Source organism: Nocardioides bizhenqiangii, assembly GCF_034661235.1.
In the GTDB taxonomy this organism is placed as follows: domain Bacteria; phylum Actinomycetota; class Actinomycetes; order Propionibacteriales; family Nocardioidaceae; genus Nocardioides; species Nocardioides bizhenqiangii.
The window spans coordinates 510,859-537,412 of sequence record NZ_CP141059.1 but is presented as its reverse complement, the minus strand read 5'-3'; the positions used below and the strand labels follow the sequence as shown (position 1 = coordinate 537,412).

At 69.2% G+C, this 26,554-nt stretch carries 29 protein-coding genes; 14 read left to right on the top strand and 15 right to left on the bottom strand.

The window, feature by feature from the left end; all coding sequences use genetic code 11:
• Nucleotides 1-85 precede the first annotated feature (85 nt).
• Nucleotides 86-766, top strand: coding sequence for a helix-turn-helix transcriptional regulator (locus SHK19_RS02645; RefSeq protein ID WP_322937749.1), 681 nt, complete (start codon nt 86-88; stop codon nt 764-766).
• Nucleotides 767-784: 18 nt separating this feature from the next.
• On the opposite strand, the gene SHK19_RS02640 is transcribed toward SHK19_RS02645, so the two are convergent.
• From SHK19_RS02640 to SHK19_RS02630, 3 genes are all read right to left on the bottom strand, one after another.
• Nucleotides 785-1,117, bottom strand: a complete 333-nt coding sequence (locus SHK19_RS02640; RefSeq protein WP_322937748.1) for a TraR/DksA family transcriptional regulator — start codon at nt 1,115-1,117, stop codon at nt 785-787.
• A 256-nt stretch (nt 1,118-1,373) separates the two neighbouring features.
• On the bottom strand, nt 1,374-3,167 hold the full coding sequence (gene ctaD, locus SHK19_RS02635) for an aa3-type cytochrome oxidase subunit I (protein ID WP_449867064.1): 1,794 nt from the start codon (nt 3,165-3,167) through the stop codon (nt 1,374-1,376).
• Between the two features lie 358 nt (nt 3,168-3,525).
• Complete coding sequence (locus SHK19_RS02630) at nt 3,526-4,788, bottom strand: PucR family transcriptional regulator (RefSeq protein WP_322457732.1); 1,263 nt, start codon at nt 4,786-4,788, stop codon at nt 3,526-3,528.
• Nucleotides 4,789-5,141: 353 nt separating this feature from the next.
• Between SHK19_RS02630 and SHK19_RS02625 the strand changes: the two genes are divergently transcribed.
• Entirely contained in the window at nt 5,142-5,645 is a 504-nt protein-coding gene (locus SHK19_RS02625; RefSeq protein WP_322937747.1) for a hypothetical protein, read from the top strand.
• A gap of 41 nt (nt 5,646-5,686) precedes the next feature.
• Here SHK19_RS02625 and SHK19_RS02620 read toward each other — a convergent pair whose 3' ends face one another.
• The 8 genes from SHK19_RS02620 to SHK19_RS02585 form a co-directional block, all read right to left on the bottom strand.
• Entirely contained in the window at nt 5,687-7,525 is a 1,839-nt protein-coding gene (locus SHK19_RS02620) for a glycoside hydrolase family 15 protein (RefSeq protein WP_322937746.1), read from the bottom strand.
• A complete protein-coding gene (locus SHK19_RS02615; RefSeq protein ID WP_322937745.1) occupies nt 7,525-7,791 on the bottom strand; it encodes a hypothetical protein in 267 nt (88 codons plus the stop codon). The genes SHK19_RS02620 and SHK19_RS02615 overlap by 1 nt, the downstream gene beginning before the upstream one ends.
• A 228-nt stretch (nt 7,792-8,019) precedes the next feature.
• Nucleotides 8,020-9,234 (bottom strand): transaldolase, encoded by a 1,215-nt coding sequence (gene tal / locus SHK19_RS02610; RefSeq protein ID WP_322937744.1) that lies wholly within the window; start codon nt 9,232-9,234, stop codon nt 8,020-8,022.
• Nucleotides 9,235-9,553: 319 nt separating this feature from the next.
• Complete coding sequence (locus SHK19_RS02605) at nt 9,554-9,895, bottom strand: hypothetical protein (RefSeq protein ID WP_322457727.1); 342 nt, start codon at nt 9,893-9,895, stop codon at nt 9,554-9,556.
• 129 nt (nt 9,896-10,024) lie between these two features.
• Complete coding sequence (locus SHK19_RS02600; RefSeq protein ID WP_322937743.1) at nt 10,025-11,308, bottom strand: NAD(P)/FAD-dependent oxidoreductase; 1,284 nt, start codon at nt 11,306-11,308, stop codon at nt 10,025-10,027.
• 124 nt (nt 11,309-11,432) lie between these two features.
• Nucleotides 11,433-11,924, bottom strand: coding sequence for a hypothetical protein (locus SHK19_RS02595; protein WP_322457725.1), 492 nt, complete (start codon nt 11,922-11,924; stop codon nt 11,433-11,435).
• A 225-nt stretch (nt 11,925-12,149) separates the two neighbouring features.
• A complete protein-coding gene (locus SHK19_RS02590) occupies nt 12,150-12,305 on the bottom strand; it encodes a hypothetical protein (protein WP_322457724.1) in 156 nt (51 codons plus the stop codon).
• Nucleotides 12,306-12,438: 133 nt separating this feature from the next.
• Nucleotides 12,439-12,948: a MarR family winged helix-turn-helix transcriptional regulator gene (locus SHK19_RS02585; RefSeq protein WP_322457723.1), complete on the bottom strand. Its 510-nt coding sequence runs from the start codon at nt 12,946-12,948 to the stop codon at nt 12,439-12,441.
• A 104-nt stretch (nt 12,949-13,052) separates the two neighbouring features.
• Here SHK19_RS02585 and SHK19_RS02580 point away from each other — a divergent pair, with 104 nt between their 5' ends.
• The 6 genes from SHK19_RS02580 to SHK19_RS02555 all read left to right on the top strand — a co-directional run bounded on the left by SHK19_RS02580 (nt 13,053) and on the right by SHK19_RS02555 (nt 17,908).
• Entirely contained in the window at nt 13,053-13,628 is a 576-nt protein-coding gene (locus SHK19_RS02580) for an NADPH-dependent F420 reductase (protein ID WP_322457722.1), read from the top strand.
• Between the two features lie 40 nt (nt 13,629-13,668).
• Entirely contained in the window at nt 13,669-14,172 is a 504-nt protein-coding gene (locus SHK19_RS02575) for a VOC family protein (protein ID WP_322937742.1), read from the top strand.
• A gap of 246 nt (nt 14,173-14,418) precedes the next feature.
• Nucleotides 14,419-16,020, top strand: a complete 1,602-nt coding sequence (locus SHK19_RS02570) for a GMC family oxidoreductase (RefSeq protein WP_322937741.1) — start codon at nt 14,419-14,421, stop codon at nt 16,018-16,020.
• 312 nt (nt 16,021-16,332) lie between these two features.
• A complete protein-coding gene (locus SHK19_RS02565) occupies nt 16,333-16,935 on the top strand; it encodes a TetR/AcrR family transcriptional regulator (protein ID WP_322937740.1) in 603 nt (200 codons plus the stop codon).
• A gap of 140 nt (nt 16,936-17,075) precedes the next feature.
• On the top strand, nt 17,076-17,462 hold the full coding sequence (locus tag SHK19_RS02560; protein ID WP_322457718.1) for a DUF5994 family protein: 387 nt from the start codon (nt 17,076-17,078) through the stop codon (nt 17,460-17,462).
• Nucleotides 17,459-17,908, top strand: a complete 450-nt coding sequence (locus SHK19_RS02555) for a DUF5994 family protein (RefSeq protein WP_322457717.1) — start codon at nt 17,459-17,461, stop codon at nt 17,906-17,908. Before SHK19_RS02560 ends, SHK19_RS02555 begins: the two co-directional genes overlap by 4 nt.
• A gap of 14 nt (nt 17,909-17,922) precedes the next feature.
• Here SHK19_RS02555 and SHK19_RS02550 read toward each other — a convergent pair whose 3' ends face one another.
• On the bottom strand, nt 17,923-19,116 hold the full coding sequence (locus SHK19_RS02550; protein WP_322937739.1) for a saccharopine dehydrogenase family protein: 1,194 nt from the start codon (nt 19,114-19,116) through the stop codon (nt 17,923-17,925).
• Nucleotides 19,117-19,261: 145 nt separating this feature from the next.
• Here SHK19_RS02550 and SHK19_RS02545 point away from each other — a divergent pair, with 145 nt between their 5' ends.
• From SHK19_RS02545 to SHK19_RS02530, 4 genes are all read left to right on the top strand, one after another.
• Complete coding sequence (locus SHK19_RS02545) at nt 19,262-19,798, top strand: SigE family RNA polymerase sigma factor (RefSeq protein WP_322457715.1); 537 nt, start codon at nt 19,262-19,264, stop codon at nt 19,796-19,798.
• Nucleotides 19,795-21,891, top strand: a complete 2,097-nt coding sequence (locus SHK19_RS02540) for a beta-propeller domain-containing protein (RefSeq protein WP_322457714.1) — start codon at nt 19,795-19,797, stop codon at nt 21,889-21,891. The genes SHK19_RS02545 and SHK19_RS02540 overlap by 4 nt, the downstream gene beginning before the upstream one ends.
• A 202-nt stretch (nt 21,892-22,093) precedes the next feature.
• Entirely contained in the window at nt 22,094-22,360 is a 267-nt protein-coding gene (locus tag SHK19_RS02535; protein ID WP_322457713.1) for a DUF2277 domain-containing protein, read from the top strand.
• A 20-nt stretch (nt 22,361-22,380) separates the two neighbouring features.
• Complete coding sequence (locus tag SHK19_RS02530) at nt 22,381-22,995, top strand: protein-L-isoaspartate O-methyltransferase family protein (RefSeq protein WP_322457712.1); 615 nt, start codon at nt 22,381-22,383, stop codon at nt 22,993-22,995.
• 14 nt (nt 22,996-23,009) lie between these two features.
• Here the strand turns inward: SHK19_RS02530 and SHK19_RS02525 are convergent, their stop codons facing one another.
• Nucleotides 23,010-23,669: a hypothetical protein gene (locus SHK19_RS02525; protein ID WP_322457711.1), complete on the bottom strand. Its 660-nt coding sequence runs from the start codon at nt 23,667-23,669 to the stop codon at nt 23,010-23,012.
• Nucleotides 23,666-24,175, bottom strand: a complete 510-nt coding sequence (locus SHK19_RS02520) for a SigE family RNA polymerase sigma factor (RefSeq protein WP_322457710.1) — start codon at nt 24,173-24,175, stop codon at nt 23,666-23,668. The genes SHK19_RS02525 and SHK19_RS02520 overlap by 4 nt, the downstream gene beginning before the upstream one ends.
• A gap of 73 nt (nt 24,176-24,248) precedes the next feature.
• On the opposite strand from SHK19_RS02520, the gene SHK19_RS02515 reads away from it, so the two are divergent.
• The gene (locus SHK19_RS02515; protein ID WP_322457709.1) at nt 24,249-25,088 is read left to right on the top strand and encodes a Sir2 family NAD-dependent protein deacetylase; all 840 of its coding nucleotides are present in this window, start codon (nt 24,249-24,251) and stop codon (nt 25,086-25,088) included.
• Here the strand turns inward: SHK19_RS02515 and SHK19_RS02510 are convergent.
• Nucleotides 25,075-25,761: a metal-dependent transcriptional regulator gene (locus SHK19_RS02510; protein WP_322457708.1), complete on the bottom strand. Its 687-nt coding sequence runs from the start codon at nt 25,759-25,761 to the stop codon at nt 25,075-25,077. The two genes, SHK19_RS02515 and SHK19_RS02510, sit on opposite strands and share 14 nt — an antisense overlap.
• Before the next feature lie 82 nt (nt 25,762-25,843).
• Here SHK19_RS02510 and SHK19_RS02505 point away from each other — a divergent pair, with 82 nt between their 5' ends.
• Complete coding sequence (locus tag SHK19_RS02505; RefSeq protein WP_322457707.1) at nt 25,844-26,554, top strand: hotdog family protein; 711 nt, start codon at nt 25,844-25,846, stop codon at nt 26,552-26,554.

Sequence of the window (26,554 nt, the reverse complement as noted above, 5' to 3'; positions counted from 1 at the left end):
TGTCCCTTCTCTAAAACAGATGATGTTACGAAGTAGACTCCTTCCGACCTCTTGTGTCAAACAAATTCTGTTTTAGACTGCTGAGATGGACCTGGGTGCGCAAGCCGCCGGTATCGGTGCGCTGGCCGACGACACACGGCGGACGTTGTACGAGTACGTGTCGGGTCAAGAGGACGCGGTGGGACGCGAGCAGGCCGCGACCGCACTGGGGCTCGCCCTGCACAACGTGACCTTCCACCTCGATCGGTTGGTGGCAGAGGGACTGCTCGAGGTGGAGTACCGGCGCCTCAGCGGCAGGACCGGTCCCGGCGCCGGGCGGCCGAGCAAGCTCTACCGCCGCGCCTCCCGGGAGTTCGCCGTCTCCCTGCCGCCGCGACGCTACGACCTGGTCGGCGACATCCTGGCGGCCGCGGTGAGTCGCGCCGGCGCGGGCACGCCGTTGGATCAGGCACTGCACGACTGCGCCCGACACGAAGGCCTGTCGCTGGGGCAGGTCACCGAAGGTCTCGATGGGACCGCGGCGTTCGCCGGCCTAGCCACGGTGTTGAGCAGCCAAGGTTTCGAGCCCAAGGTCGAGGATGACGAGGTGGTGCTAGCCAACTGCCCGTTCGACGCCCTGGCGCAGAAGCACACCGCCCTGGTGTGCGGTCTCAACCAATCCTTCGTGCAGGGAGTCGCAGACGGTCTTGCCGCTGACGTCACAGCCCGTCTCGAGCCGGAGCCCGGCAGGTGTTGCGTCAAGGTGCGGCCGACGTCGAGGGCGTGACGGTGGCCAACGACCTTGTCAGATGTCACGGTGGGCCGTCCGCGAATGCTCAGGTCCCCGCGCACGATCCGGTCCCACGATCCCCAGGGTGAGCTGACACCGGCCGCACAACGTCGACATCGGCAGCGCCGTCAACCGGTGCAGAGACATGAGATCGCCACACCGTTGACAATGGCCGTAGCTGCCTTCCTCGATCCTGCGCAGCGCAGCATCGATCAAGGTCAGGACCCGTCGGGCGGCTTCGCGCAACGTCGCACCGATCTCGTCGCGAGCCGGATCGGATTTCGTTGCGGTCGGGGAGTCGAGACGGTTGAGCTGGTCGATCCGGAACGCCCGTTGCTGCAGCAACATCTCCCGAGCGTTGGCGACGAATCCCGCTGGCAGAGCGCTCGACCGCCTCACGTGGAGGACTTCAGTCTCAGGCTGCCGAGCGGCGACAGCGTCTGAAGCTGGCATGCCGGACTTCCTCTCTTGTGGGACGACAACGAACGGTGCCGTGTTGACCCGAGGATGCGATCCCAACCCTGGCTCGCCGGCGCGGGTCCGGGTAGGGCGACCGCCGGTCAAGCTCTCCGACGGTTGTTGCCGGGGACCGGCAAGATCCTCGTCAGATCTCATCCTCCGTCTCGTCGTGCTTGTAGCTGTGGCTCTTGGGGTCGCCGGCGTCCTTCTGGGCCTGCTGCTGGGCGAGGTGCTCCCGGAGTCCGCGCGAGTCCGGAGCATCGGCGGCCTCGTCGGTCGCTTCCTTCGGGTTGGCATCGAGCTCGATCGCGGCGATCTCGGGATGGTGCAGGTCGAACGCCGGCGACTCCGAGCGGATCCGCGGGAGGCTGGCGAAGTTGTGGCGCGGCGGCGGGCAGCTGGTGGCCCACTCCAGCGAGCGCCCCCAACCCCACGGGTCGTCGACGCCGACCACCGGGGTCTTGCGGGTGATCCAGACGTTGTAGAAGAACGGCAGCATCGAGGACGCGAGGATGAACGCACCGATGGTCGACACCTGGTTGAGGACGGTGAACCCGTCGTCGCCGAGGTAGTCGGCATAGCGCCGCGGCATGCCCTCGATGCCCAGCCAGTGCTGGATGAGGAACGTGGTGTGGAAGCCGATGAACAGCAACCAGAAGTGGATCTTGCCGAGCCGTTCGTCGAGCATCTTGCCGGTCAGCTTCGGCCACCAGAAGTAGAAGCCGGCGAACATGGCGAACACGACCGTGCCGAACACCGTGTAGTGGAAGTGCGCCACCACGAAGTAGGAGTCGGACACGTGGAAGTCCAGCGGCGGGCTGGCCAGGATGATGCCGGTCAGGCCACCGAACAGGAACGTCGTGAGGAACCCGATGGACCACAGCATCGGGGTGTCCATCCGCACCGACCCGCCCCACATGGTGCCGATCCAGTTGAAGAACTTCACCCCCGTCGGGACCGCGATCAGGAACGACATGCCGGAGAAGAACGGCAGGTTGACCGCACCGGTGACGAACATGTGGTGCGCCCACACCGCGACCGAGAGGATCGCGATCCCCATCGTCGCGCCGACCAGGCCGATGTAGCCGAAGATCGGCTTGCGGCTGAAGACCGGCAGGATCTCGGAGATGATGCCGAAGAACGGCAGCGCGATGATGTAGACCTCGGGATGCCCGAAGAACCAGAACAGGTGCTGCCACAAGATCGCCCCGCCGTGGGACGGGTCGAACACATGGGCACCGAGCTGCCGGTCCGCCTCGAGCGAGAGCAACGCGCCGGCGAGCACCGGGAACGCGATCAGCACCAGCAGGCTGGTGATCAGCACCGTCCAGGTGAAGATCGACATCCGGAACATCGTCATCCCCGGTGCGCGCATGCAGATGATCGTGGTGATGAAGTTGACCGCACCGAGGATGGTGCCCAGACCCGCCATCCACAGGCCCATCACCCACAGGTCTCCGCCGACTCCGGGGCTGTTGACCGAGTCCGACAGCGGCGTGTAGGCGAACCAGCCGAACGACGCCGCGCCGTCCGGCGTCAGGAAGCCGGCTCCGGCGATCAGGCCGCCGAACAGGTAGAGCCAGTAGCTGAACATGTTCAGCCGCGGGAACGCGACGTCCGGAGCGCCGATCTGAAGCGGCATGATCGCGTTGCCGAACGCGAAGAACAGCGGCGTCGCGAACAGCAGCAGCATGATCGTGCCGTGCATCGTGAACAGCTGGTTGTAGGTCTCCTCGTTCACCACCTGGCTGCCCGGATAGGCCAGCTCGGAGCGGATGAGGAGGGCCATGACGCCGCCCGCCATGAACCACGCCATGGCGGTGACGAAGTAGAGGTTGCCGATCACCTTGTGATCGGTCGTGGTCATGACCCGCACCAGCAACTGGCCGAGCGGCTTGCGCGCGCCGACCTCGGCGGACCGGGCGACGGTAGTAGTCAACCGAGATCCCTCAACCGATCGGAGCCGGGGTCCAGGACGTCACCAGTTGGCGGGTGGATCGCTAGCGGGAAACGACTGACGACCCCACTCGTCCACCAGGTCCCAGGCCGGAGACTCTGGCTCGTCTGAGGAGGCGCCGATGGGGAGAGTCGGGCCAGCCACCCGGACAGCGAGCGTCATCGGATCGGACCTCCGTCGAAGGGTGGCCGAGTCGGCCGCGGCTGCGTCCATCGTGAGCGATGCGGCTCTCTCGGGTCAGCGGGGCAGCCCGGCCAACTTCAGCGACGGTTCCTGCCTGACCCCGGCAATCGGCGCCGGTCGTCTCCCGGATTTCCCGAGGCTCTGCAGAACGCGACAGTCAGCTCGACACTGGAGCTGACGCCGCGGGCAGCGGCCGGTCCGGCCAACCGAGGAGCTTGGCGCCGAGGACGGCGGCATGCAGGGTGAAGCGGTGTTCTGGGTCGAGGGCATCGAAGCCGGTGAGTGACTTGACGCGGTCGAGGCGATAGGTCACCGCCCGAACCGAGAGGTGGAGCGACGTCGCGGTGGTGGTGGCGACGCAGCCGCAGTCGAAGTAGGCCGCCAGCGTGTCGACGAGCGGTTGCGCCCCTCCGCGGGCTTGATGGAGCGGGTTGAGCACCGAGTGCACCAGGTCGACCAGGGCGGGCTGGTCTCGGGCGAGCACTCGGTAGGTGAGGAGGTCGCGGGTCTCGACGATCGGCCGGGCGATCTGCATGCGAGTGGCCATCGTGAGGCCCTCACGAGCCTCTTCGTACGATCGGGCGATCCCGTATGCCCCCGGGTGCGCCCGGCCGACCGCGACACGCCAGGGACGTCCCTGCCTCAGCCGGGAGAGCTCGCCGTACACGATCTTTCCCAGGTCACCCGTCGTTCCCAAGCTGCCCGACACCGGCGGTGCCCCCGTCGCATCGGCGAGCGCGATGATGACGACCCATCCTTCTTTCGTCGCCACCAGAACGTCCCGGTCGCCGAACCGATCGAGGACGACTCGTTCCAGCGAGGTGGTCGCCGCGGCGATCGAAGAGAGCCGTTCCCCCGGCTGCGCGAGGGCAACTTGGTGAGCGCGGGTCAGATCGAGACCAAACGGCTCCGCCCGCTCGACGAGGTCGCTGAGATGAGCGCCTCCGCGAAGCAGGTCCTCGATCAGCTCTCGACGCACGGTCTCCTCGCGGCGGATCATCTCGCGACCGGCTTCAGCGTGGCCCTCGGCAAACGCCGCCACCGCGTCGTCCACGACTTGCAGTACTGCCTCAGCGGCCGCACGTACCGCCGTTCGGTCGCGCTCACGAACCACTGTTGGGAGCTCGCCCCACACGTGCCGGGCCGCTGAGAGATAGAGATCGACGCCTCGACCGACCGCGACCCCCTGCTCTGCAGCGTTACGACCCTGGCGTCGAACCGCGTCAATCTCGGACCTCTCCGGAAACTGCCCGAGGGTGGCAGCGTCGGCGAGCATCGGCAAGTAGTCGCCCAGCAGGGCGACCGACACCCCGCCGGCATCCCTGCTCGCGCTTTCCGCTGCCCGTACGAGCCACTCCTCGTCGCGCTCGGTGCCACGCACCGCGCTGTTCGCACCGCGGGTGGCGCCGGTGTCCTCCATGCCTATCGCCTCACTTGGCCTCGACCTCACAGTAGACGGCACGTTGCCGCCCTCCGGCAATCACCACCGCTCGACTCAACCCGACGTCCCTCGTCGCGGTCGGCAGCGTCACCCCGCCTCGCGCGATCCACCCGTTGCGGATCGTCGGCGGGGAGGCCCCAGACCGCAGGACACGAGCGAATTGGCGGTTGCCCGGCAAGAACGGCGCGCACTTCACAGCCGGACACACCCGGTGACTGGATCAAGTCACCGCGCCACAGTGGAGTCATGATCCGATCCGAACGCTGCACAGGTCGATGAAGGCCTACCGGGTTGTGTGGTTCATTGCGGTGATCGCGTTGACGTCGGCCGGCATGGTCGCGGTGGCGGTCGCGTCACCCGTGAGCCTCCTGGGGTTGATCGTCGGCGCGGCGTCCATCCTGGTCGTGCTCGCCCTCGCCTCGCCCATGACAGTGCGCGCGGTCAGGCGCTGGCTGCGAACCGGTCCTCGCCCATCGGAGGGGCAGCTGGACACAGTGGTCCGCGCCCTCGCCACGTCCAACCCGGGGTTCGTGCCGTTCCAGCCGTTCCGGCCGTTCCAGCAGTCCCCGCCCGCGACCGATGAAGAGCTGTGCCGGGCATGGTGCGCCAGCTACGGGGCATTGCACTCCACCACCTCCCGTCGGAAACTGCTGCGGATCGTCGAAGAGCGCGCGGGCCACCTCGACGAGATGGAGAAACGAAATCCTGGAACTGTGGCCGCCTGGGTCGCGTCCGGAGCCACTGCTGCCGACAACCCGCTGCCCTACCTGAGCTTGGCTCACATCGACCGCGGGGCTATCAACTGGGACGACCTGATCGACGGAAGGGACCAGTGACGAGCAACCGTCTCCCGTTGGCGGCCGGCCGCCAACGAACCTCAGAGCTCGAGCGACGTCCCTTCGTCGCGTGACACTGCGGCGGTATCGCGCAATGCCAGAGCCGCTGACACGAGAGCCGCGTGAGTCAACGCCTGCGGGAAGTTGCCCAGATGCGCGCCGGTGGCGGGGTCCATCTCCTCAGCGAACAGCCCGAGGGTGCTGCCGCGGTCGAGGAGGGCTTCGAAGAGGTCCACGGCTTCGGGTCGGCGATCGGTATGGGCGAGGGCCTGGACCAGCCAGAAGGAGCACGGTAGGAACGCGCCTTCAGCGCCGGGCAGTCCGTCGCCGCACGGTGGGTAGCGGTAGAGAGACGGGCCGCCGGCGGAGAGGTCTGCTCGGATGGCGTCGATGGTGCTCGCCACGCGTGGCGAGTTGGTGTCCTCCATGCCGAGGAGCGGAAGAACAAGGAGGGCCGCGTCCAGGTCTGCGGATCCGTAACTGCGGGTGTAGCAGTTTCGCTCCTCGTCGAACCCGCGTGTGCGCACCTCGCTGACGATCGCCTCTCGCGCGGTTCGCCAGCGTCGCCGACGGCGGTCGGAGACGTGATGGGTCTCGGCGATACGAAGGGCACGGTCGAGCGCGAGCCAGGCCATCATTTTGGAATGCACGTGATGATCGGCGTCGTCTCGGACTTCCCAGATCCCGGCGTCCGGCTCCTGCCACCGTCGCGCGACCAGGTCGGCGAAGCCCCAGACCATTCGCCGAGCTTCCCCGTAGAGCTGGTGGCCGTGGTCGACGAGCACCCACGCTGCGTCGATGACCCAGCCGTACCCGTCGAGCTGGTGCTGCTCGGCGGCCCCGTTGCCCACCCTGACCGGCACGCTGTGCGCATATCCGCTCCAGCCGCCTAGCTCACGTTCGCGCGGCGAGCGTCGTCCGTCCAGCGTCAGCAGCACCGGCAGGCGCGGCCGCTGGAGGCGACTGGCGTGAAGGAGCCACCAGAGGAAACCTCGGGCCTCGGCAACCTTGCCGACGCTGAGGAAGGCGGCGATGCCGATGCTGGCGTCTCGTGGCCAGGCGTAGCGGTAGTCCCAGTTGCGCCTGCCGCCCAGGTCCTCAGGCAAGGAGGTCGTCGGTGCCGCGACCGGCGCTCCGGATGGCGAGTAGGTCAGCAACCGTAGGGTCAGCATGCTGCGCACCACCGCGTCCCGGTACGGAAGCTGGTGGTCGATCCCGTCCGTCCAGGTCTGCCACCGCGTGCCGTCTTCGTCGAGAAGTGCCCAGGCCGACGTTGGGCCGACGCGGATGAGTGGCTCCCGGTGGGCGATGCTGAGCACGAGAGTGACGGGGTGCCCAGGCCGGACCGTGACGTACGTCGGACGGCCGGGTTGGACGTCCATGTGCGGATCGCTCGCCAGGGAGAGGGCAAGGGTTCCCCATCCACACACCAGCTCGCCCGCGCGGCTCCTGACCCGCGGCGGGTCATGGTGCTCGCCGCGGCGAGGATCGAAGTCCACCACCGCGTCTACGGCGGCCCCGTCGGCGGACAGACGACGGACCAGCAGGGTTGCGGGCAGCAGACGCCCGGCGACCTCGGCGACCATGCCTTCGGTCAGCGTCAGTTGCCCGCGACCCACGTGCCAGGTGGTCACCAGCGTGGCCGTGTTGGGCCGGTAGCGACGGGCGGCTGCCACGGATGGCAAGGCCGGCCCTGCGCGGAAGGTGCCGGCCGGTCGTCCACCCACCAGCTGTCCGAACACCGGCGGGCTGTCGAACCGTGGGGCGCACAGCCAGTCGATCGCGCCGTCCGAGGAGACCAACGCCGCGGTGCGAGTGTCGCCGAGGAGTCCGTAGTCCGCGATCGGGCGCGACGTCAGCGTGAGGTTGTCGACGTGCATCAGCCGACCTCGATCAGGGCACCGAGGACGGCGCCATAGACGAGGTGGGCGATGATCGCTACCGCTGGGGTCTGGATTCCGTAGTTGAGGGCCAGCAGACCGGGGGGTTCGAGCACGGCGGTACTCGCGGGCCCAGCTCTCTGCGACGCCATCCGGGGATGCAGGCCCGGCAGCAGCGGCAGCAGGGCCAGCAGGGCCACCGCGACGTGCAGCAGCCCGAACACCGCGCCCAGCCACCAGGTGGCTTGCTCCAAGCGAGCGAACACGGCCACGTATCCCAGAGCGAAGCCTTGGCCGATGACCAGATGGATACCGAACCCGGCGGCCCGGGCTCGGTCGGGATCCTCGGTGACAATGGTGTGCCGAGCAGCAGCGGAAGATCGAGCCGGGTGAGCCCCGCGAGCTGGGCGGCCATCATCACCGCGGTCAATGCACCTGTGGCAAGCAGTCCGAACAGCGCCCACCCGGTCCAGTCCATCTCACCGCCGCCGAGTTCACAGCATCTTGGCGTCGAGCACGGCCATCGCCTGTTCGAAGGAGCGTTGGAACCCGGAAACGCCTTCGGTCTCCAACGTGCTACCGACGTCGGCCATGTCGATCCCTGCTTCGGCGAGTGAACGCAGGTGCTCCTTGGCGTCCTGCACACCGGTGTCGATGGTGCGAGTTACCCGCCCGTGCTGCTCGAACGCGCGCGTGGTGCGCTTCGGCAGCGTGCTCACCAGTTGCGGCCCGATCAGTTCTTCGACATACCGGGTGTCGCGATCAGCGGGGTTCTTGGGTGACGTGGAGGCCCACAGCAGCCGTTGTGCGTGCGCGCCATGTCGTGCCAGACGTTCCCATCTCCCGCCGGAGAATCTCTCGTTGAACATCTGGTAGGCGAGCTTGGCCTGCGCAATCCCCGCGCCGCCGCAGAGGACGCCCGCGCCGCTGGCTCCACGCTGCTGGAGCCGTTGGTCGATCTCTGCGTCGACCCGGGCCACGAAGAACGAGGCAAAGCCGTGGACCCTCGAGGGATCCCCGCCGTGCGAGATGTAGGTCTCCAAACCTGAGAGGTAGGCCTCGATGACGTCGTCGTAGCGCGTCAGGGAGAAGAGCAGTGTGACGTTGATGCTGCGCCCCTCCGCGACCAATCTCTTGATGGCCGGAACCCCCTGAGCGGTTGCGGGAACCTTCACCAACAGGTTGGTCTGGTCGATCCGCCGGTGCAGTTCCCGCGCGGCTGCGATCGTCCTCCCGGTGTTGCTGGCGAACCGCGGTGCCACCTCGACGGACACGAAGCCGTCCAACCCGTTGCTGGTTCGGTGGACGGGCTGGAGCGCCGCACAGGCGGCAATGGTGTCAATGGCCAGCAGCTCTCCATAGGCCTCCTCGGCCGAGCATGCAGTCGAGGTCAGCCAAGCCAATTGCTCGTCGTACTCCGCCGACCCCTCCATCGCCCTGGTGAAGGTGGTGGGGTTGGCCGTCACCCCGCGGATGCCGTCCGTGACGAGCCGGGAGAGCGTGCCGTCGGCCAGGTCACCGCGAGAGAAGCCGTCGAGCCACGGACTGTGGCCTTGTTCGACGAACAGTTGTTGCAGCCGGGTCGGGCGGGCTGCTGTATCTGCTTCCCGATCGTCTGTTGATCCGTCGGTCCCGGGTTGGTCGGACGGTGAGCCAGGGACCGGACGGATCCAGATGTCCGCCGATGTCGGTGCGTGGTCGATTGTCACCGCTTGCATCCGCCTTTCAGACGTCGACGCCCTTCACCAGGCATGCGCATCTCGCTCTGCCTTGACCGGGTCGCGGGGCGGAGCTGATTGACGTGCACCAGCTCGATCAACGAGTGGTCACCACAACGCCTGCGGTGAGTGGTCCTGTGAGGTCGATGCTGTCTCAGCAAATCCGTGAAGGCAGGAGCGCTCACCGGTCAACTACGAGACGGTTTCGTTGCCGGACGACAGCAACCCTCACGGGGCACGGCATCGACCGGGCATGGTGAACGGTCGCGACACCCTCTCGAGGCGCCGGTGGTGGTGATGCCCGTCTGTACTACGACGACGAGCCGTCATCGAGCGGCCGGGGTCGAGTCTCGCCACCCGATGCCCCGACAGCTCCGCCGTCGTCGTACCAACGCCAGATCTGCTTCTCGGGAACGCCGCCATCGTCCTCCATTTCGGACGACGGCACGGGCGGAGCTTTCGATCTCCCTCGGGCCATCCCCGGTGGCTCGTCGCGGCGGCGGCCGGGGCCGTGCGGCGCGGCCGTGTCGGCCGGCCGCGCCGATTTCTGCTGCTGGCCACGGAAGTGGGCCCAGGTCGTGCCGCCATGAACGATGATGGGGATCAGGACCGCCATCGCCAGGAACCACACCAGATACTCGGTCGAGGACATGGATCTCGCTCCTTCCGAGCGGCCTTTCCGCCGCCGTTGATTATCGCTACGTACTGCGTAGCAATAATCAGACGCCGGCTATTCCCCGGGGCTGGTACGGACCGATCTCTCTTGACGGCCGAGTCGCCGTCACCGGAGAGGATCGAACGGGGTCAGGACGCCCGGTGAGCTGCCGGTGACGATCTGCTCGGCGAGGAGCTTGCCGGTCACCGGCCCGAGGACCACTCCCCACATCCCATGACCGCCTGCGACGAAGACCCGTGGCGATCGGGTCGCACCGATGAGCGGCAGGCCGTCAGCGGTGCAGGGTCTCGAGCCCACCCACTCGTCGCTGCGGCGGTCGAAGTCGACGCCGGGCAGCAGCTCGCGGGTCGCCTCGACGATGGCGCGGATACGGCGCTGGTCCAGTGGCTCGTCAGGGCGTCGGAGCTCCATCATCCCGGCCACGCGGAGAAGCGGGGGACCGTCCGCGTCTGCGGGCGCACCTGGCTGGTGGTCGGGGGCGGTGGGCTCGTGAAGCGGGGTGCACGCGACCCGCTGGTCGGGAAAGTAGACGGGGCTGTCGGGCACGCGGTCGCCAGTGACCGTGAAGGAGTAGCCGCGCCCGGCGTGAACGACCTTCTTGACTCCGAACCGGCGGGCGAGGCGACTGAGCGCGGCTCCAGTGGCGAGCACGACGGCGTCGTGCCGATGGCGGGCGCCCTCGCTGTCGCGGAGCCAGGCCGCGTTGCTCTCGGTCTCGACGTCGGAGATGCGAACAGACTCACGAAGCTTTCCCCCACGGTCGACGACGGAGTGCGCAAGCGCGCGGACGAACTGCGGGGGATGGATGTAGCGCTGTCCGTGGATGAGAACGGCTGCCTCGACGGCGTCGCTGACCGCCGGCTGCGCCCGTCGGACCTGGGGACCGGTGAGGTAGTCGTAGTGGGCGCTCTGGCCGACCTCCTTGATGCGCCGCAGCTCGGTCAGCATGGCTCCGGCGTCGGCGGACGTGCGGTAGCAGGCGAGGAACGGGCCGGCCTGTCGCGCACGTGGGGTGGCGCCGGCGTCCGCGAGGTCATCGAACGCGCGGATCGCGCGCCGGTTGAACGGTGCGTAGGCGGCCATTCCGCGCTGCCATCGTGGAAGGGTGGAGTGCCGGGCGAATCCCGCGAGGAACCACCAGAGCGAGGGATCGAGCCGTGGCGGGACATAGACGGGTGAGCTCGGAGTGAGGACTGACTTCAGCCCGTAACGCAGGACGTCAGGCTCTGGCAGTGGTGCAGCGAGGGCCGGGGTGAGCCAGCCGGCGTTGCCCCAGGACGCGCCGCCCGCGGCGTGGTCGCTGTCGTAGACGGTGACGGCGACGCCTCGCTCCTGGAGGAACCAGGCGGTTGCTGAGCCCGACGATCCCGGCGCCGACGACGGCGACATCTCGAGGGGGCCTGATCCACGACTGCTGCGCCGTCGTCTTGCGTCCGGTTCGGGTGGTCTTGCGTCGGTCCATTGTGGTCTTCCTCTTGGACTCGGTGGCTGTTTTCGTCACGACGCGCTGCGATCAGATGACGAGCGCGCAGCGGGCACAGGTCGGCGTCCACGGCGTCTCGATCAGGGTGTCCAGCGCGATCGGCGTCGCGCAGTCCAGACAGGTGCCGTAGGTGCCCCCGGTCAGCCGGGTCTGGGCTTGGCGTGCCTGGCGCAGGATGCGCTGGAGTTGGGATCTGTAGCTGATAGAGCGCCTACCCAATTCGTGCGGCTCGGGTAGTGCTCGGAGACGGCGGGCGACGGTGTCGATCGTTGATTCGAGTCGCCTGGGCGCGTCGACCGGGACGGCGAGCGTGTCGTCCAGCAGGCGGGTTGTCTCTTCTGGGGTGGGGGTGTACAGGTCGACGCGAGCCCAGTTGCCTGCGCGGAGCCGACGGCGTTCATTGTTGGCGGTTCGTGGTGAGCCAGGCTCGGGTGAGCCTGCTGTGCGGGGGCGGGGCGGGTTGGCGGTCGTGTGGCGGGAGAGCCAGACGGCGGCGAACAGGCCGGGTCGGGAGAGGACCATGATTTCCTCCCTGTGAGCGCCGTTGGTGGGGCGCGGCGGTGCGCGTGCTGGCGCGCGGGAATGGGCGTCGGACGACCGGTCACACCGGTGCATCGGCGCGGGCGCGTTCGACGCTGCGGGTGTCACGCGGAGAAAACACGGACACGTCAAGCAAGGGTGTCGAAACGAAGGTTCTGCTCTCCCGCTCGCGTGGGAGAGGAGAGAGGAGCTAGGAAGCTCGTCGGGTCAGGCCGGCGGAGCTCGGTCGACGCTCCGTCGAAGGACGTCGAGGCCACGGACGCCTCGGGCCTGCTCACTGAGCTCGATGGCCAGGAGCGCGGCACCCGAGGGGACGTTCGCCGGACCGGCCGTTCCCTGTCGCGTCTCGAAGATGGGTGCCATGACCGGACCATAGCACCGGGCCGGTCGCCATTCTCATTCCTACGAAGGCGCCCCGGGAGCCCTGCAACGGTCCTGTCCATGAGCTGCTGCCGAGATCGACGAGGTCGCACGCGAGAGGCTGGAGAGCGCCTGGTCAGGAGGCGTCTTCGGCCGCGGTTTCGGGATCGTAGAGCGCAGTCATCCGGCCTTGGGGGTCCAACGTGGTCAGGAGCGCGTCGGCTATGCCCCGTAGTTGCTCGAGTTGTTCGGCAGTGAGGGGGTCCAGGACGTGGCTGCGCACGGTGGCGACATGCCCTGGGGCCGCGGTCACCACCGTGTCCCATCCGGCCTCGGTGAGCCGCACGTTCGTGGCGCGTCTGTCTTCGAGGCACGGAACTCGCTCGGCGAGCCCTCGGTCGTGCAGACGGCGCACGACATGGGAGAGCCGCGGAAGGGTTGCGTTCGTGCGTTGAGCGAGTGCCGTCATCCGCAGCGTGCGGGTCGGTGTCTCGGACAGCATCGCCAGGACGTAGTACTCGAAGTGCGTCAGACCTGCCTGCGACCGTAGCTGCGCGTCGAGCACCCCCGGTAGCAGCTCGACCACCGCGATCAGTCGGAGCCATGCGTCCCGCTCGGTCTCGTCGAGCCACTTCACCTCGTCCATGATGCGATCCTAGCGCGATTACTTGACGGATCAATCAAATGAGGTAGAGTGTTAGTTGTAGGAACAACCAAATGGGTTGTCCACGAACTTGCAAGGAGCACCTCATGACGAACCTCTCGATCCTCGGCACCGGCAACATGGGCCAGGTCATCGCATCGGTCGCCGCCAAGGGCGGCCACAACGTCCAGCAGCTCGGCGTCGACGACCTCGGCGCGCCGGTCACCGGAGACGTCGTCGTCCTCGCCGTGCCCTACCCGGCTGTGGCCGACGTGATTGCCCAGCGCGGCGAGCAGCTCGCCGGTCGCGTCGTGGTCGACATCACGAACCCCCTGGACTTCGAGACGTTCGACTCCCTCGTCGTCCCCGCGGACAGCTCCGCGGCCGCCGAGATCGCTGCGGCCCTGCCGCAGTCCCGTGTCCTGAAGGCGTTCAACACGACGTTCGCGGGCACGCTCGCCGCCGGAAACGTCGGCTCGCTGCCCACGACCGTCCTGATCGCCGGCGACGACGCCGACGCCAAGGCCACCCTGGCCGCGATCGTCACCTCAGGCGGACTGAAGGCCATCGACGCCGGCTCCCTCAAGAGGGCCCGTGAGCTCGAGGCGGTCGGTTTCCTGCAGCTCACCCTCGCCGCCAACGAGAAGGTCTCTTGGACCGGCGGGTTCGGCGTGGCCGCCTGACCCGGATCACCATCACCGCGCCTTTTGGAAGGAACCAACCATGACCGTCAACGCCGTCCGTCTCAACCACGCCGTCTTGTTCGTGGCCGACCTCGAGCGCAGCATCGCGTTCTACTCCGACGCGTTCGGCATGACGGTCATGGCGCGCGAGCCGCGGGCGAACGCCGCGTTCCTGCGGCTGCCACGTTCGGGGAACCATCACGACCTGGGCCTGTTCGGGGTCGGCGTGCAGCCGCCCCGACCGCGCGGCGGGCTGGGGCTCTACCACCTCGCGTGGCAGGTCGACACCATCGAGGAGCTCGAGGAGGCCAGGGCCACCTTGGCCGACCTCGGCGCGCTGACCGGCGAGTCCAGCCACGGTGCGACCAAGAGCCTCTACGCCGCGGACCCGGACGGCAACGAGTTCGAGGTGATGTGGATGCTGCCGAAGGCGCACTGGGGGCAGTACGAGAACGCCGCTCCCATCGAGCGACTCGACCTGACAGGTGAGATCGATCGCTGGAGTGGGGTCCGGACCGCCGGTGAGCTCGTGCCGCTCTCGTAGCGCGGAACCGCTCTTCGAGCGGGCGACCATAGGCTTCAGATCGCGCGGCCCGGCTCCCGCAGTGAAAGTCGACATCCAGCCCCGGAGTTACTACTCCGGGGCTGGTTCGCGTACTGAGCCTTCCGATGAGGACGCGGCCCTTTTGTGCCCGGCACTGGGCGAAGCGCGACTCCAGGAATAGACTACGCTGACCGTAGCGTTATTGAAGGTGAAAGACACATTCAATTCGCTGAGGAGGCGACCGTTGTGACAACGAACGAGGAGACATTCGACTACGTCATCGTGGGAGCAGGAGGCTCCGGCGCTGTGCTGGCCAGCCGCCTGTCCGAGGACCCGAGGAACTCGGTGCTCCTGATCGAACGGGGCGGCAAGGGCTTCAACCCGATGCTCTACATCCCCAAGGGGTTCTTCTTCACCCTCAAGTCCGACAAGCTCACCACCACCTACCTGGCCAACCCCACCGCAACCGGGTACGCCGAAGCGTGGCAGCGCGGCCGCGGCCTTGGTGGGTCGACTGCCGTCAACGGCATGATGTACGTCCGTGGCCAACAGGCGGACTACGACGCGCTGGCCGCGGCCGGAAACCCTGGATGGGGCTGGGACCAGGTGCTGCCGGCCTTCCGGGCCATGGAGGACCACTCCCTGGGATCCTCAGACGTGCGCGGAGCAGGCGGGCCGGTCGGGATCAGCGTCCCGCAGGAGAGCGACGACGAAACGGTGCAGCTCTTCTTGCAGTCCGCTGAGAAGGCCGGATGGGGGTTCGTCGAGGACGTCAACGCCCAGGACCAGCAGCAGATCGGGTTCACGCCGTCCACCATCAAGAACGGCATCCGTCAGAGCACCGCCAACGCGTTCCTGTGGCCGGCACGCAACCGCAAGAACCTCACCATCGCGACTGACACCACCGTCGGGCTGCTCCGCTTCGAGGGCAAGCGCGTAGTCGGCGTACGGGCCCGCCGCGACCACCGCGTCGTGGACTACACCGCGCGTAAGGAGGTCGTCCTCTCCGCTGGAGCGATCGAGACCCCGCTGCTCCTGGAGCGCTCCGGCATCGGCCGCGGAGACGTCCTGAGCAACGCCGGCGTCGCGCTGCGGGTCGAGTCCCCGAACGTCGGCGAGCGGATGATCGAACAGCACGGTGTCGCTGCGCAGATCCGGTTCAAGCGCGAGATCGGTCACACGCTCGCGCTGAGCTCCAAGGCCAAGCAGCTGGGGCACGGCGTGAAGTACCTGTTGACCCGCGAGGGTCCCGTCAGCACGGCGGGTTATGACCTGATGGCACACGTGCGCTCGTCCCTCGACGTGGTTCGCCCTGACATCCAGGTGGTCGCCACGCCGTTCGGGCTGGACTTCTCCGAGGGCCTCAATCCGTCCAAGGAGCCAGGCATGTACCTGCTCGGCTACCAGATCCGGCCCAACACGCAGAGCTCGATCCACATCAGCGACGCGCTCCCCGGATCGAGCCCGATCATCAACGCGAACTACTTCCAGGACGAGGAGGACCGCCGCGTCACCGGAGCCATCATCGACCGGTTGCGCGACGTCACCGCCCAGGACCCGCTGGCCGGTGAGATCGCGTTCGAGGAGTTCCCGGGCACCGACGTGCAGACGCCGGAGCAGGTGGTGGACTTCGCATCATCGCCCGGCAACACCATCTACCACGCGGTGGGCTCGGCGGCCATGGGTCCCAACGACGACGACGTGGTCACTCCAGACCTGCGGGTACGCGGTGTCGAGGGACTCCGGGTCGTCGACATCTCGGTCCTGCCCACCCAGGTCGCCGGCAACACCGCGGCGCCGGCGATGGCAATCGGGTGGCTGGCAGCCGACATCATCGCCAACGGATGACCCAGGGCCTTGGTGCGTGACCAGGTGGCACTGCCGGCAGCAGGGCGTCCCCGACTGGGGGCGCCCTGCGCGGGTGATCGGCCCCTCGAGACTCGCCGATGGACCGCGCACCACTGGCTGTCCGGCGCCGTCCGGGCCAGGTCGGGCGTCACGCAAGGCCTGAACGGTCGTCCCCCGCCGGCACGCCGGCGCAAGACGAATAGAGTTTTCATCTCGGGCGGCTGGGCGGGACTCCGCTACTCGCCCCGTAGTTTGTAGCGGTAGTTCGCCGAAATCCAACATCGCCTCATGCCACTCGAAAGGATCCACGCAGTGGTAGGCCAAGCACAGACGCCTCAGGGTGCCGCGCCGCGGCGGGGTCGCCCACGCGACGCGGACACCGACCGGCGCATCCTGACCGCCGGGCTCGAGCTGCTTCGCGCCGGCGGACCCCGCGCCGTCACCGTCGAGGCCGTGGCTGACTCCTCGGGGGTGGCGAAGACCACCATCTACCGCCGGTACGCCGACCGGCACGAGCTCTTGCGCGCCGCGTTGGTGAGGGCGATCGGCGAGCCCGGCCAGCCGCCCGACGCCGACCCGGGCGAGAAGATCCGCTGGGCCCTGAACCAGACCTGGCAGCAGATGTCCGACGTGCTCGGGCCCGGTGGCCTCGCCGCGATCATCGGCGACACCGATCGCCGGTTCACCGACGGCTTCCGCCGCATTCTCCTGCCCTACACCGACGCCCTCGTCGCGCTGATCGAGGCGGACGTCGCGGCCGGCAAGCTCGGCTCCGACTTCGACGCCGACGCGGCGGTCAGCCTGATGGTCGGCGCCTACCTCGGCGAGCTGCTCAGGCGCGGCACCGTCGACGCCGAGTTCACCGACCAGTGCATCCAGCTGATGTTGGTCGCGATGACCGCCGGCCGGAAGTAGCTCCCTCCACGCCGGGGACGTCGAACCGGCCGGCTGACGAAGGTGGGGGGCCGCCCCTGCGGTGTTACTGTCGAAGGCAAGGTCGTCTCCAGCAGCCCCCCAGGGTGCAGCGGTCTAACGGCGACCGGGGAGAGGCCGTCATGGCCACCGTCGTACAGCCAGATCTGCGCCTTCAGCTCAATCACACGAACCGTCCTTACGGCGGCGGGTGGTGGCCCGGTGGAGACGACGTTTCGCACCAGATCCTCGACCTGATGGGCCGGTGGCCCGCGGACCGGCCGTCGATCGTCAGCTACGCGTTCCTCCACGACAACTGGGACCGGAGCGAGGCCTCGGTGCCGGCCCAGTACCTCACCCGGACGCTGATCCTGGTCCTGAGCGACCGTTCCAGCTGTCGGCTGCTGATGATCCCCCACGACACGGACCCGGCCGCGGCCGAGGAGCTCCTCGCCGAGGCCAGCAACCCGCACACCACCTGGCGACGGATGGACTTCGCGAGCACCTTCCGGGCGGCGGTTTCGCAATGAGTGGGCTGCGGCTCGCGATCGGGACGTCCGGCGTCGGGCGCGACAGCCTCGACGGCGGCTGGTGGCCGCGGAGTCGCGACCTCGCCACCGAGTTCGCCGAGCTCGTCGACGACTTCCCGACGCAGTACGGGCGGATCGTCCGGGCGGTCTACTCGCCCCCCGACTGGGACGACGCGCCGCGGCGCATCGCCGTCCGCGGCCGTTCCGTCAAGGTGGGGAAGTTCCCGCGCGACGACACCCACGTCATCTACCTGACGACCTCGGACCGCGTCGTCTACTGCCTGCTCGTCGTCCCGTCGTCGTTCGACGAGGCGCAGGGATCAGAGGCGCTGCTGGCGTCCTCCACCCCCGGCAACCACCACTCGGCGACCAGCCTGCTCCAGGTCGTCACCAACGAGCTCCCGGTGGACCCGGCCGGCGAGTGGGCCGTCGAGAGCGCTCGCTAGACGCTGGACGGCGGTTACCGGACCCGCGCGAACGTCAGGCCGGCTGCCTGCAGCCGGGCCAGCAGCGCGTCGCCCATCGCCTCAGCAGTGGTGACCTGCCCTGCCGTGGGCGGGTTGTCGTCGAGCGCCAGGCAGAGGGTCGACTCGGCCAGCATCTTCGCGGTCTCGGTGTAGCCCGGGTCGCCGCCGGACACCTTGGTCCGGACCGTGGTGTCGCCGCTCTCGGCCACGAACTCGACGGAGAACCAGGACGCGTTGCGCCGCCCCTCCGACGGTCCGCTGCCCTGCGGCACCCGCTTCTTCAGCGTGTTGCGGACGGGCGGCACCTGCGCGGCGACCGCCAGGGCGCTGGCTCCGACAGCACCACCGGCGGCATAGCGCAGCGTCTTGGTGCCGGCGAAGTGCGAGTACCGGAAGTCCGGGCCGTACGACGGGAGCGCGGCGCCGCTGCGGGCCACGATGAAGGGGTCGATCGTCGGCAGCGGGAGCAACCAGTACCCGAGCAGCTTGTCGCGGCCGGGCTTGCCCGCGACCGCCTTCGACCGACGGCCCTCGGGACGCGGCTCGACCCGCTTGCGGGCCTGCATCGCGTCGCGCATCTGCCGGGCCCGCCCGAACGCGGTGAGCGCGGAGTGGAAGGTGCCACCGGAGAAGGTGCCGTTGGACCGGACCACGCCGCGCATCGTCACCGGCTCCGTGATCTCGCCACCGACAGCGTCGGCGAGCTGCCGGATGGTGAAGTAGGCACCGAGGTCGTGCGGGATGGAGTCGAAGCCACACGCGTGAACGAGCCGGGCGCCGCTGGCCTCGGCGGTCGCCTGGTGGTCGACGTACGTCCGGTCGACGAACTCCGGCTCGCCGGTGAGGTCGGCGTAGTCGGTGCCCTCCTGGGCGCACGCGGCGACCAGCGGAGCGCCGTACTCGAGGTAGGGACCGACCGTCGTCGCGACCACCTTGGTCTGGGAGGCCAGGTCACGGAGCGAGGCTTCGTCGGACGAGTCCGCAACCAGTAGGTCGACTGTTTCGGCACCGGCGCCGAGCCGCTCGCGCACCCGCTCGAGCTTCTCCTTGCTGCGTCCCGCGATCGCCCACCGCAGGCCGTCGGGGGCGTGCTCCGCGAGGTAGTCGGCGGTCAGCCCGCCGGTGAACCCGGTCGCTCCGAGCAGGACGAGGTCGTAGGTGCGCGGGGAGCCGGATGACTGAGCCATGTCCGCCATCGTCGCACTCCGTCCCTTCGGTGGTCGAGTAGGCCGAGCGCTCTGCGCGAGGCCGTATCGAGACCGATGGAACCTACCGGGGTCGTAGATCCGTCGTACGGTCAGCAGCCCGGCAGGGAAGAGCATCGGAGAGTTCGTGGATCGAGACACCGAGGCGGAGTACGCCGCCTACGTGGAGCAGGCCTGGGGGACGCTGGTCCGTGCCGCCGTGTTCCTGGGTGCCCTGCCCCACGAGGCGGAGGACCTCGCCCAGACCACGCTGGTCCGGTGCTACACCGGCTGGGACAAGGTGAGCAACGCGGACAACCGGGACGCCTACGTCTACCGGATGCTGCTCAACTGCCTGCGGGACAACCGGCGCAGCCGGTGGTGGAAGGACCGTGCGGCGACCGGACAGCTGGAGGACGGCGGCGCCGGATCGATGCAGACATCGGTCGGTGACGGCACCGACGCCATCGTGCTGGCCGACGCGGTGCACCGCGCCCTCGACTGCCTGACCAAGCCCAACCGCGACGTGGTGGTCCTCCGCTACTTCGTGCAGCTCACCGAACGACAGACCGCCGACGTCCTGGGGGTGCCGGCGGGCACCGTGAAGAGCCGGCTGTCGCGGTCCCTGGCCCTGCTGGCTGCGAACGACCACATCCTCGACCTGAGCGGAGGGGCGTCGCGATGACCGACCTCGAAGACCTCTGGGACGACCTGCCCGTCGGCAAGCCGCCCACCCACGACATCCTGCGTGCCGGCCGCCAGGCCACCGCGCCCGCAGCCTCGAAGCAGCGGCACTTCCTGGTCAAGCCGCTGCTGACCGCCGGCCTCGCCACCGGCATCGTCGGAGCGTTCCTCGCGGGGACCCTGGTCGACGGCGGCGACGGCGGCGACGGGGGCTCCGACTCCGACGCCGGTGGCGCCGGAGAGGCCCCCAGCCATGTCGCGTTCCAGGCCGACCTCGAGACGGCGAAGTCCTGCGACGAGCTGCTGGAGACGTACGTCGACCGCGGGCTCGGCCGGGTCACCGCGTGGGGGTGGGACGAGCCGTACAACCCCTACTGGGAGGACGGCCCCATCATCGCGGAAGTGAGGCAGTTCAGCCGCGGCGCGTCTGACGCGCCCCTTGACATGGACAGCCTTCACCTCGGTTACCTCGAGCAGGCCAACGACCGAGCAACCTTTGGAACGGCATCAAAGACCGCCCGCCAGGAGAACAGCGACACCGGCACCAACGTGCAGGAGATCGGCGTCGACGAGCCCGACCTGGTCAAGACCAACGGCGACCTGCTGCTGCGGCTGCGTGACGACGAGCTGGTCGTCTACGACGTCACCGGGGAGCGCACCGAGCGGCTTTCGTCGGTCGACCTCGAAGGCCTCGAGGAAGGCGAGATCATGCTCGCCGGCGACCAAGTGGTCGCCGTCGGCATCGACGACCACGCGCCGCGGGTCCGGACGGCGTACGGCGCCGGCTCTCGGCTGGGCACCCGCGTCCTCACCGTCTCGATCGCAGACCCGGAGGCACCCGAGGTCGTCGAGGACGTGGCCTACGACGCGCGGCTGCTGTCGGCGCGCCAGCACGGCGACGCCGTACGCCTGGTGCTGTCGAGCGGACTGCCGGACCTCGGCTTCGTGCGCCCGACCAACGGGCGCAGCGCCCGCAAGGCGCTGGCGACGAACCGCGACAAGGTGGAGAAGTCCACCATCGAGGACTGGCTGCCGACGATCACCGCCAACGGCGAGGACCCCGCGCAGCTGCTGGACTGCACCGACGTGGCGATCCCGTCCGACGAGCTCACGCTCGACACGGTGAGCGTGGTCGGCTTCGAGGCCGCCGCTCCCGCGGAGGTCGACGCGATCGGCCTGGCCGGAGCGACCGACATCGCCTACGAGTCGGTCGACCACCTCTACCTGGCGGCGAGCCCGAGCTGGGGCAACGGGCTCGACTGCATCGGCTGCATCGGCTCGCGCATCCTGCCGAGCGTGCAGGGCGGCAGCACCTACCTGTTCGACTTCAAGGTCGACGGCACCCGGGCCACGCACGTCGCGTCCGGCGAGGTCGAGGGCGCGATCGCCGACCGGTGGGCGATGGACGAGGCAGGCGGTGTGTTGCGCGTCGCTGTCACCCCGACCTCCGAGACCGGCAACTTCAACTCGGTCGTGACGTTCGACCGCGACGGGCAGGACCTGGTCGAGATCGGCCGGCTCGACGAGCTCGGTCGCAACGAGGACCTCAAGTCGGTGCGGTGGTTCGACGGGCTGGCGATCCTGGTGACGTTCCGCCAGGTCGACCCGCTCTACGCGGTCGACCTGACCGAGGTGGAGCGACCGCGGCTGATCGCGAAGCTCAAGATCCCCGGCTTCTCGGAGTACCTCCACCCGCTCGGGCCGAAGCGGCTCGTCGGGGTCGGTGAGGGACCGTCGATCGGCGGCCGTGGCTGGGGCGCCCAGGTCGGCCTGTTCAACGTCGCGGACCTCGAGGACGTGCACCGGATGAACGTCCAGCGCTATGCATCGGGCACCAACGCACTGGCCGGCGCCGACCCGCGGTCGTTCACGTTCATCAACGACCACCGCACCATCCTGACCGTCATCCAGCGCAGTGGCGTCGGCTACCTGTCGGTGCTGCGGATCGTGGACGGCGAGCTGCGCAACCGGATGGTCCAGGTGGAGTACGGCGACGACGTCGACCAGGTGCGCGCCGTACCCCTGCCCGACGGGCGGGTCGTGCTGGTCACCGGCGAGGACGTGGAGTTCTTCGACCTGCGCGACCGCTCGTAGGTCTCGATACGCCCTCGCCTAGCGGCTCGGGCTACTCGACCAACGATGCTTTCAGTGGTCGAGTAGCGGCGAGCGCTCTGCGCGAGCCGCGTATCGAGACCCGGCGTACGCCGGGCTACTCGACCAACGATGCTTTCGGTGGTCGAGTAGCGGCGAGCGCTCTGCGCGAGCCGCGTATCGAGACCCGGCGTACGCTCGAAGCATGTGCCGCAACATCCGGGTTCTCCACAACTTCGAGCCGCCTGCGACGTCGGACGAGGTGACCGCTGCCGCGCTGCAGTACGTGCGGAAGGTCAGCGGGACGACGAAGCCGTCGCAGGCCAACCAGGAGGCGTTCGACCGCGCTGTCCACGAGGTCGCCCACGCCACCCAGCACCTGCTGGAGGCGCTGGTGACGAACGCGCCGCCCAAGGACCGCGAGATCGAGGCGGAGAAGGCGCGCGAGCGGGCGAAGCTGCGCTACGGCTGAGCGCCGCCATGAGCGCTCGGGTGGATGAGGCGTTCGCAGCGGTCCCCCGCCGCGACTTCCTCCCGGCCTGGCAGCACCCGTTCGCCGGCATCGACCATGCGCTCGACATCGGATACGGCGTCACCAACAGCCAGCCCACCACGGTGCGCAACATGCTCGACCTGCTCGACCCCCAGCCCGGTGACCGGGTGCTCGACGTCGGGTCCGGCTCCGGCTGGACCACTGCCCTGCTCGCCCACCTGGTCGGCCCCACCGGATCGGTGGTCGGCGTGGAGCGGATCCCCGAGCTGGTGGCGTCGAGCCGGACCGCGCTGGCGCGGATAGTCCCTGATGAATCTGTCGTCGATCGGCCGGATTCTCGACAGGAACGTCAGGGACTATCGCCCTTTGCGCCCATCAGCGTGTTCCAGGCCGAGCCGGGGGTGCTGGGCTGGCCGGCGGAGGCGCCGTACGACCGGGTGCTGGTGTCGGCAGCGGCCCACGCCGTACCACCAGCACTCCTCGAACAATTGGCCGTCGGAGGAGTGCTGGTGGTGCCGGTCGAGGGGGTGATGACGCGGGTGGTGCTCTCACCGGAGGGACCGGTGGTGGAGCGGCACGGGCGCTACCTGTTCGTGCCCCTCATCGAGGACTGACCCCGACCGACGGGTCAGCCGACGCCGGCCTCGACGGCGGAGGTGACGGTGACGCCCTCGGCGAGCTCGACGATCTGCTCGTCGGTGAGGTCGATGGTCTCCCAGACCTGGACCATCACCAGGTGGTCGCCTTGGAAGTACCGCAGGGTGCGGGTCTCGCCAGGACCGCCGTCGAGCACGCCCGGCTCACCGTTCACGGTGACGTCGCGGCCGGCGCCGAGCTGCTGCGCCGCGTCCTGGGACTCGAGCATGATGACGACCTTGCCCTCGAAGCTCAGCGGGTGGGAGTCGTCGCCGGGCGTCGCGAGCGTGAGCACGAACGCGTCGGAACCCTGGAGGACGTAGCCCTCGGGCACCTTGGCGAGCTCGAAGCCTTCGGGCTGAGCACCGGTGTAGGCGATCAGGTCGATCGTGGTGCCCTGTCCGCGGCCGGGCTCGGACGACGACGGCCCGGCCAGCGATGGCGCCGGGTCGTCGCCGGCGTCGACGGCGACGACCACACCCAGCGCTGCGCCGACGCCGAGGGTGAGGCCGACTCCGGCGACCGCGGCCCGGCTGCGGCGTCGCCGGCCGAGGGCGGCGTGGGCGCGGGTGAGGTCGCCGGCGACGATGCCCTCGGTCGGGGAGGGGGCCGCGCCGTCGAGGCGGGCGAGGCGGTCGGTCAGGTCGTTCATCGGTGATCTCCTTCGAGGGTGGGTACGGCGAGGGCGGCGCGGAGCTTGTCGAGCCCGCGTGCGGTCTGGCTCTTGACGGTGCCGACGGAGCAGCCGAGCGCGTGCGCGGTGTCGTCGACGGACAGGTCGTGGACGTGGCGGAGGACCACGGCGGCGCGCATCCGCGGCGGGAGGCTCCCGAGCGCGGCGACGAGCTCAGCATCGAGGTCGTCGGAGGCGTGGACCGGGGCGGCGGTCTCGGGCACGGCGGCCGCGCTGTGCTCCCGACGGGTGAAGCCGCGGCGGTGGTGGTCGGCGGTGCAGTTGACGAGGGTACGGCGGGCGTAGGCGACCGGGTTCCCGGATCGCGCCCTGCTCCACGCGAGGTAGACCCGCACCAGCGCGGTCTGCACCAGGTCCTCGGCGAGGTGACCGTCGCCCGCGGTCAGCAGCCGCGCGGTCGTCATCAGTCCCCCGCGATGGGTGCGGACGAAGTCGGCGAACTCGCGGTCGCGGTCCCGGCTCACTCGGTTGCCCTCATGCCCCTTCAACGGATCGGGGGGCGCCCGGGGTTGCACGCGCCGCCGTACTCTTGCTGGCGTGAGCACCGCCCCGACCCTGACCGTGTCGACGGCTGCGCTCGACCTCTGCGCGGACCGGCCCCTGGTCGTGCTGACCGGCGCCGGGCTGTCGACCGACTCCGGCATCCCCGACTACCGCGGTCCGGGCGCGCCGGCGCGGATGCCGATGACCTTCCAGGAGTTCGTGTCCGGGCCGGCGGCCCAGCAGCGCTACTGGGCGCGGTCGCACCTCGGCTGGTCGCGGATGCGCCGGGCCGAGCCGAACGCCGGGCACCGCGCGGTCGCAACCCTCGGCGCCGAGCTGGTGATCACCCAGAACGTCGACGGCCTGCACGAGGCCGTCGGCACCCCGGCACTGATGGCGCTGCACGGCCGGATCTCCGACGTGGTCTGCCTCTCCTGCGGGGGTACGACGCCGCGAGCCTCCCTGCAGCAGCGGCTGGCCGAGCTCAACCCCGGGTGGGTGGAGCGGCACGCGGACGTCGCCAGCCGGCCGGACGGCGACGTCGAGCTCGACGACACGGACACGTTCGTGGTGCCCGGCTGCGAACCCTGCGGCGGTCCGCTCAAGCCGGACGTGGTGTTCTTCGGGGAGAACGTGCCCGTCGCCCGGGTCGGGCGGTGCTACGCCGCCGTCGACGGCCTGCTGGACTTCGGCGGGGTGCTGCTCGTCGCCGGATCCAGCCTCACCGTGATGAGCGGGTTCCGGTTCGTGCGCCGCGCGGCCAAGCTCGGCGTGCCGGTCGTGATCGTCAACCGCGGTCCCACCCGCGGGGACGAGCTGGCGTCGTACAAGGTCGACGCCGGCACGTCGGACTGGCTGCCGGAGCTGGCGGCTCGTCGGTCTACAGCCGCTTGACGAAGATGTGGTCGGCCGCCTCGGGGAAGATCTCGGCGGACTCACCACCGGAGCCGACCAGCACGCCATCGGCGGTGGCCTGGATCGTGATCGTCTTGTCGGGCAGCGCTCCGACCCGGCGCATGGCGCTCATCAGCGCCTCGTCCTTCTGCATCTCCTCGGAGATCCGTCGTACCAGCGCCCGGCCCGGCTCCTCGGCGGCGGCCTTCGACAGCGGCTCGACGTCGGACATGAACGCCTCGCCGAGGTTGAGCTCGCCCAGCTCGGCCAGCCCGGGGATCGGGTTGCCGTAAGGCGACTCGGTCGGGTGGTCGAGCAGCTCGAGCAGCCGTCGCTCGACCGTCTCCGACATGACGTGCTCCCAGCGGCACGCCTCCTCGTGGACGAGCTCCCAGTCGAGGCCGATGACGTCGGTGAGCAGCCGCTCGGCGAGCCGGTGCTTGCGCATCACCCGGGTGGCCAGCCGCTGGCCGTCCTCGGTGAGCTCGAGGTGGCGGTCGCCCTCGACGGTCAGCAGCCCGTCGCGCTCCATCCGGGCGACCGTCTGCGACACCGTCGGGCCGCTCTGGTGCAGGCGCTCGGCGATCCGCGCCCGGAGCGGCACGATGCCCTCCTCGACCAGCTCGTAGATGGTGCGGAGGTACATCTCAGTGGTGTCGATCAGGTCGCTCACACCCCCCATCCTCTCCCATCGCGCCAGCGGGTGCACGCAAGGTCGGCCGCCGTGGTCCGCCGATCTTTGGCAGGCTCTACGCATGACCTCCCTCGAGCCACTGACCGTGCCGGAGCACTTCCACGGACCGATCAGGTCGGGAAACGGGGGCTGGACCGCCGGTGCGCTCGCCGAACGGCTGGCGACGCCGCACCCGGGGCAGGCCGTTACGGTCGCCCTGCGGCTGCCCCCTCCGCTGGAGACCCCCCTCGACGTGACGCCGTCCGACGGCGGGCTCGTGGCCGCCCTCGCCGGCCGGACGGTGGCCGAGGCCCGGCTCGCCGATGCCGACCCGACACCGGTCCCGCCGGTGTCCCTGTCGGCGGCGGCCGACGCGGAGACGCGCTACAAGGGCCACCGGGACCACCCGTTCCCGTCGTGCTTCACCTGCGGTCCGGCCCGGGCGGAAGGCGACGGGCTGCGCATCTTCGCCGGTCCTGTCGCCGGCTCCGACGGGGTGGTGGCCGCCACCTGGACGCCGTACGACGTGAGCGTGCCCATCACCTGGGCGGCCCTGGACTGCCCCGGCGGCTGGGCGAGTGACATCGACGAGCGGCCGATGGTGCTCGGGACCATGACGCTGCGGCTCGACCACCTGCCGGTGACCGGCGAGCACTACGTGGTCGTCGGTGAGGTCCGTGGCAACGAGGGCCGCAAGACGTTCACCGCTTCCTCGCTGTACGACTACGACGGTGGGCTCCGCGCGACCGCTGAACACGTGTGGATCACGGTCGATGTCGAGAGCTTCGGGTGA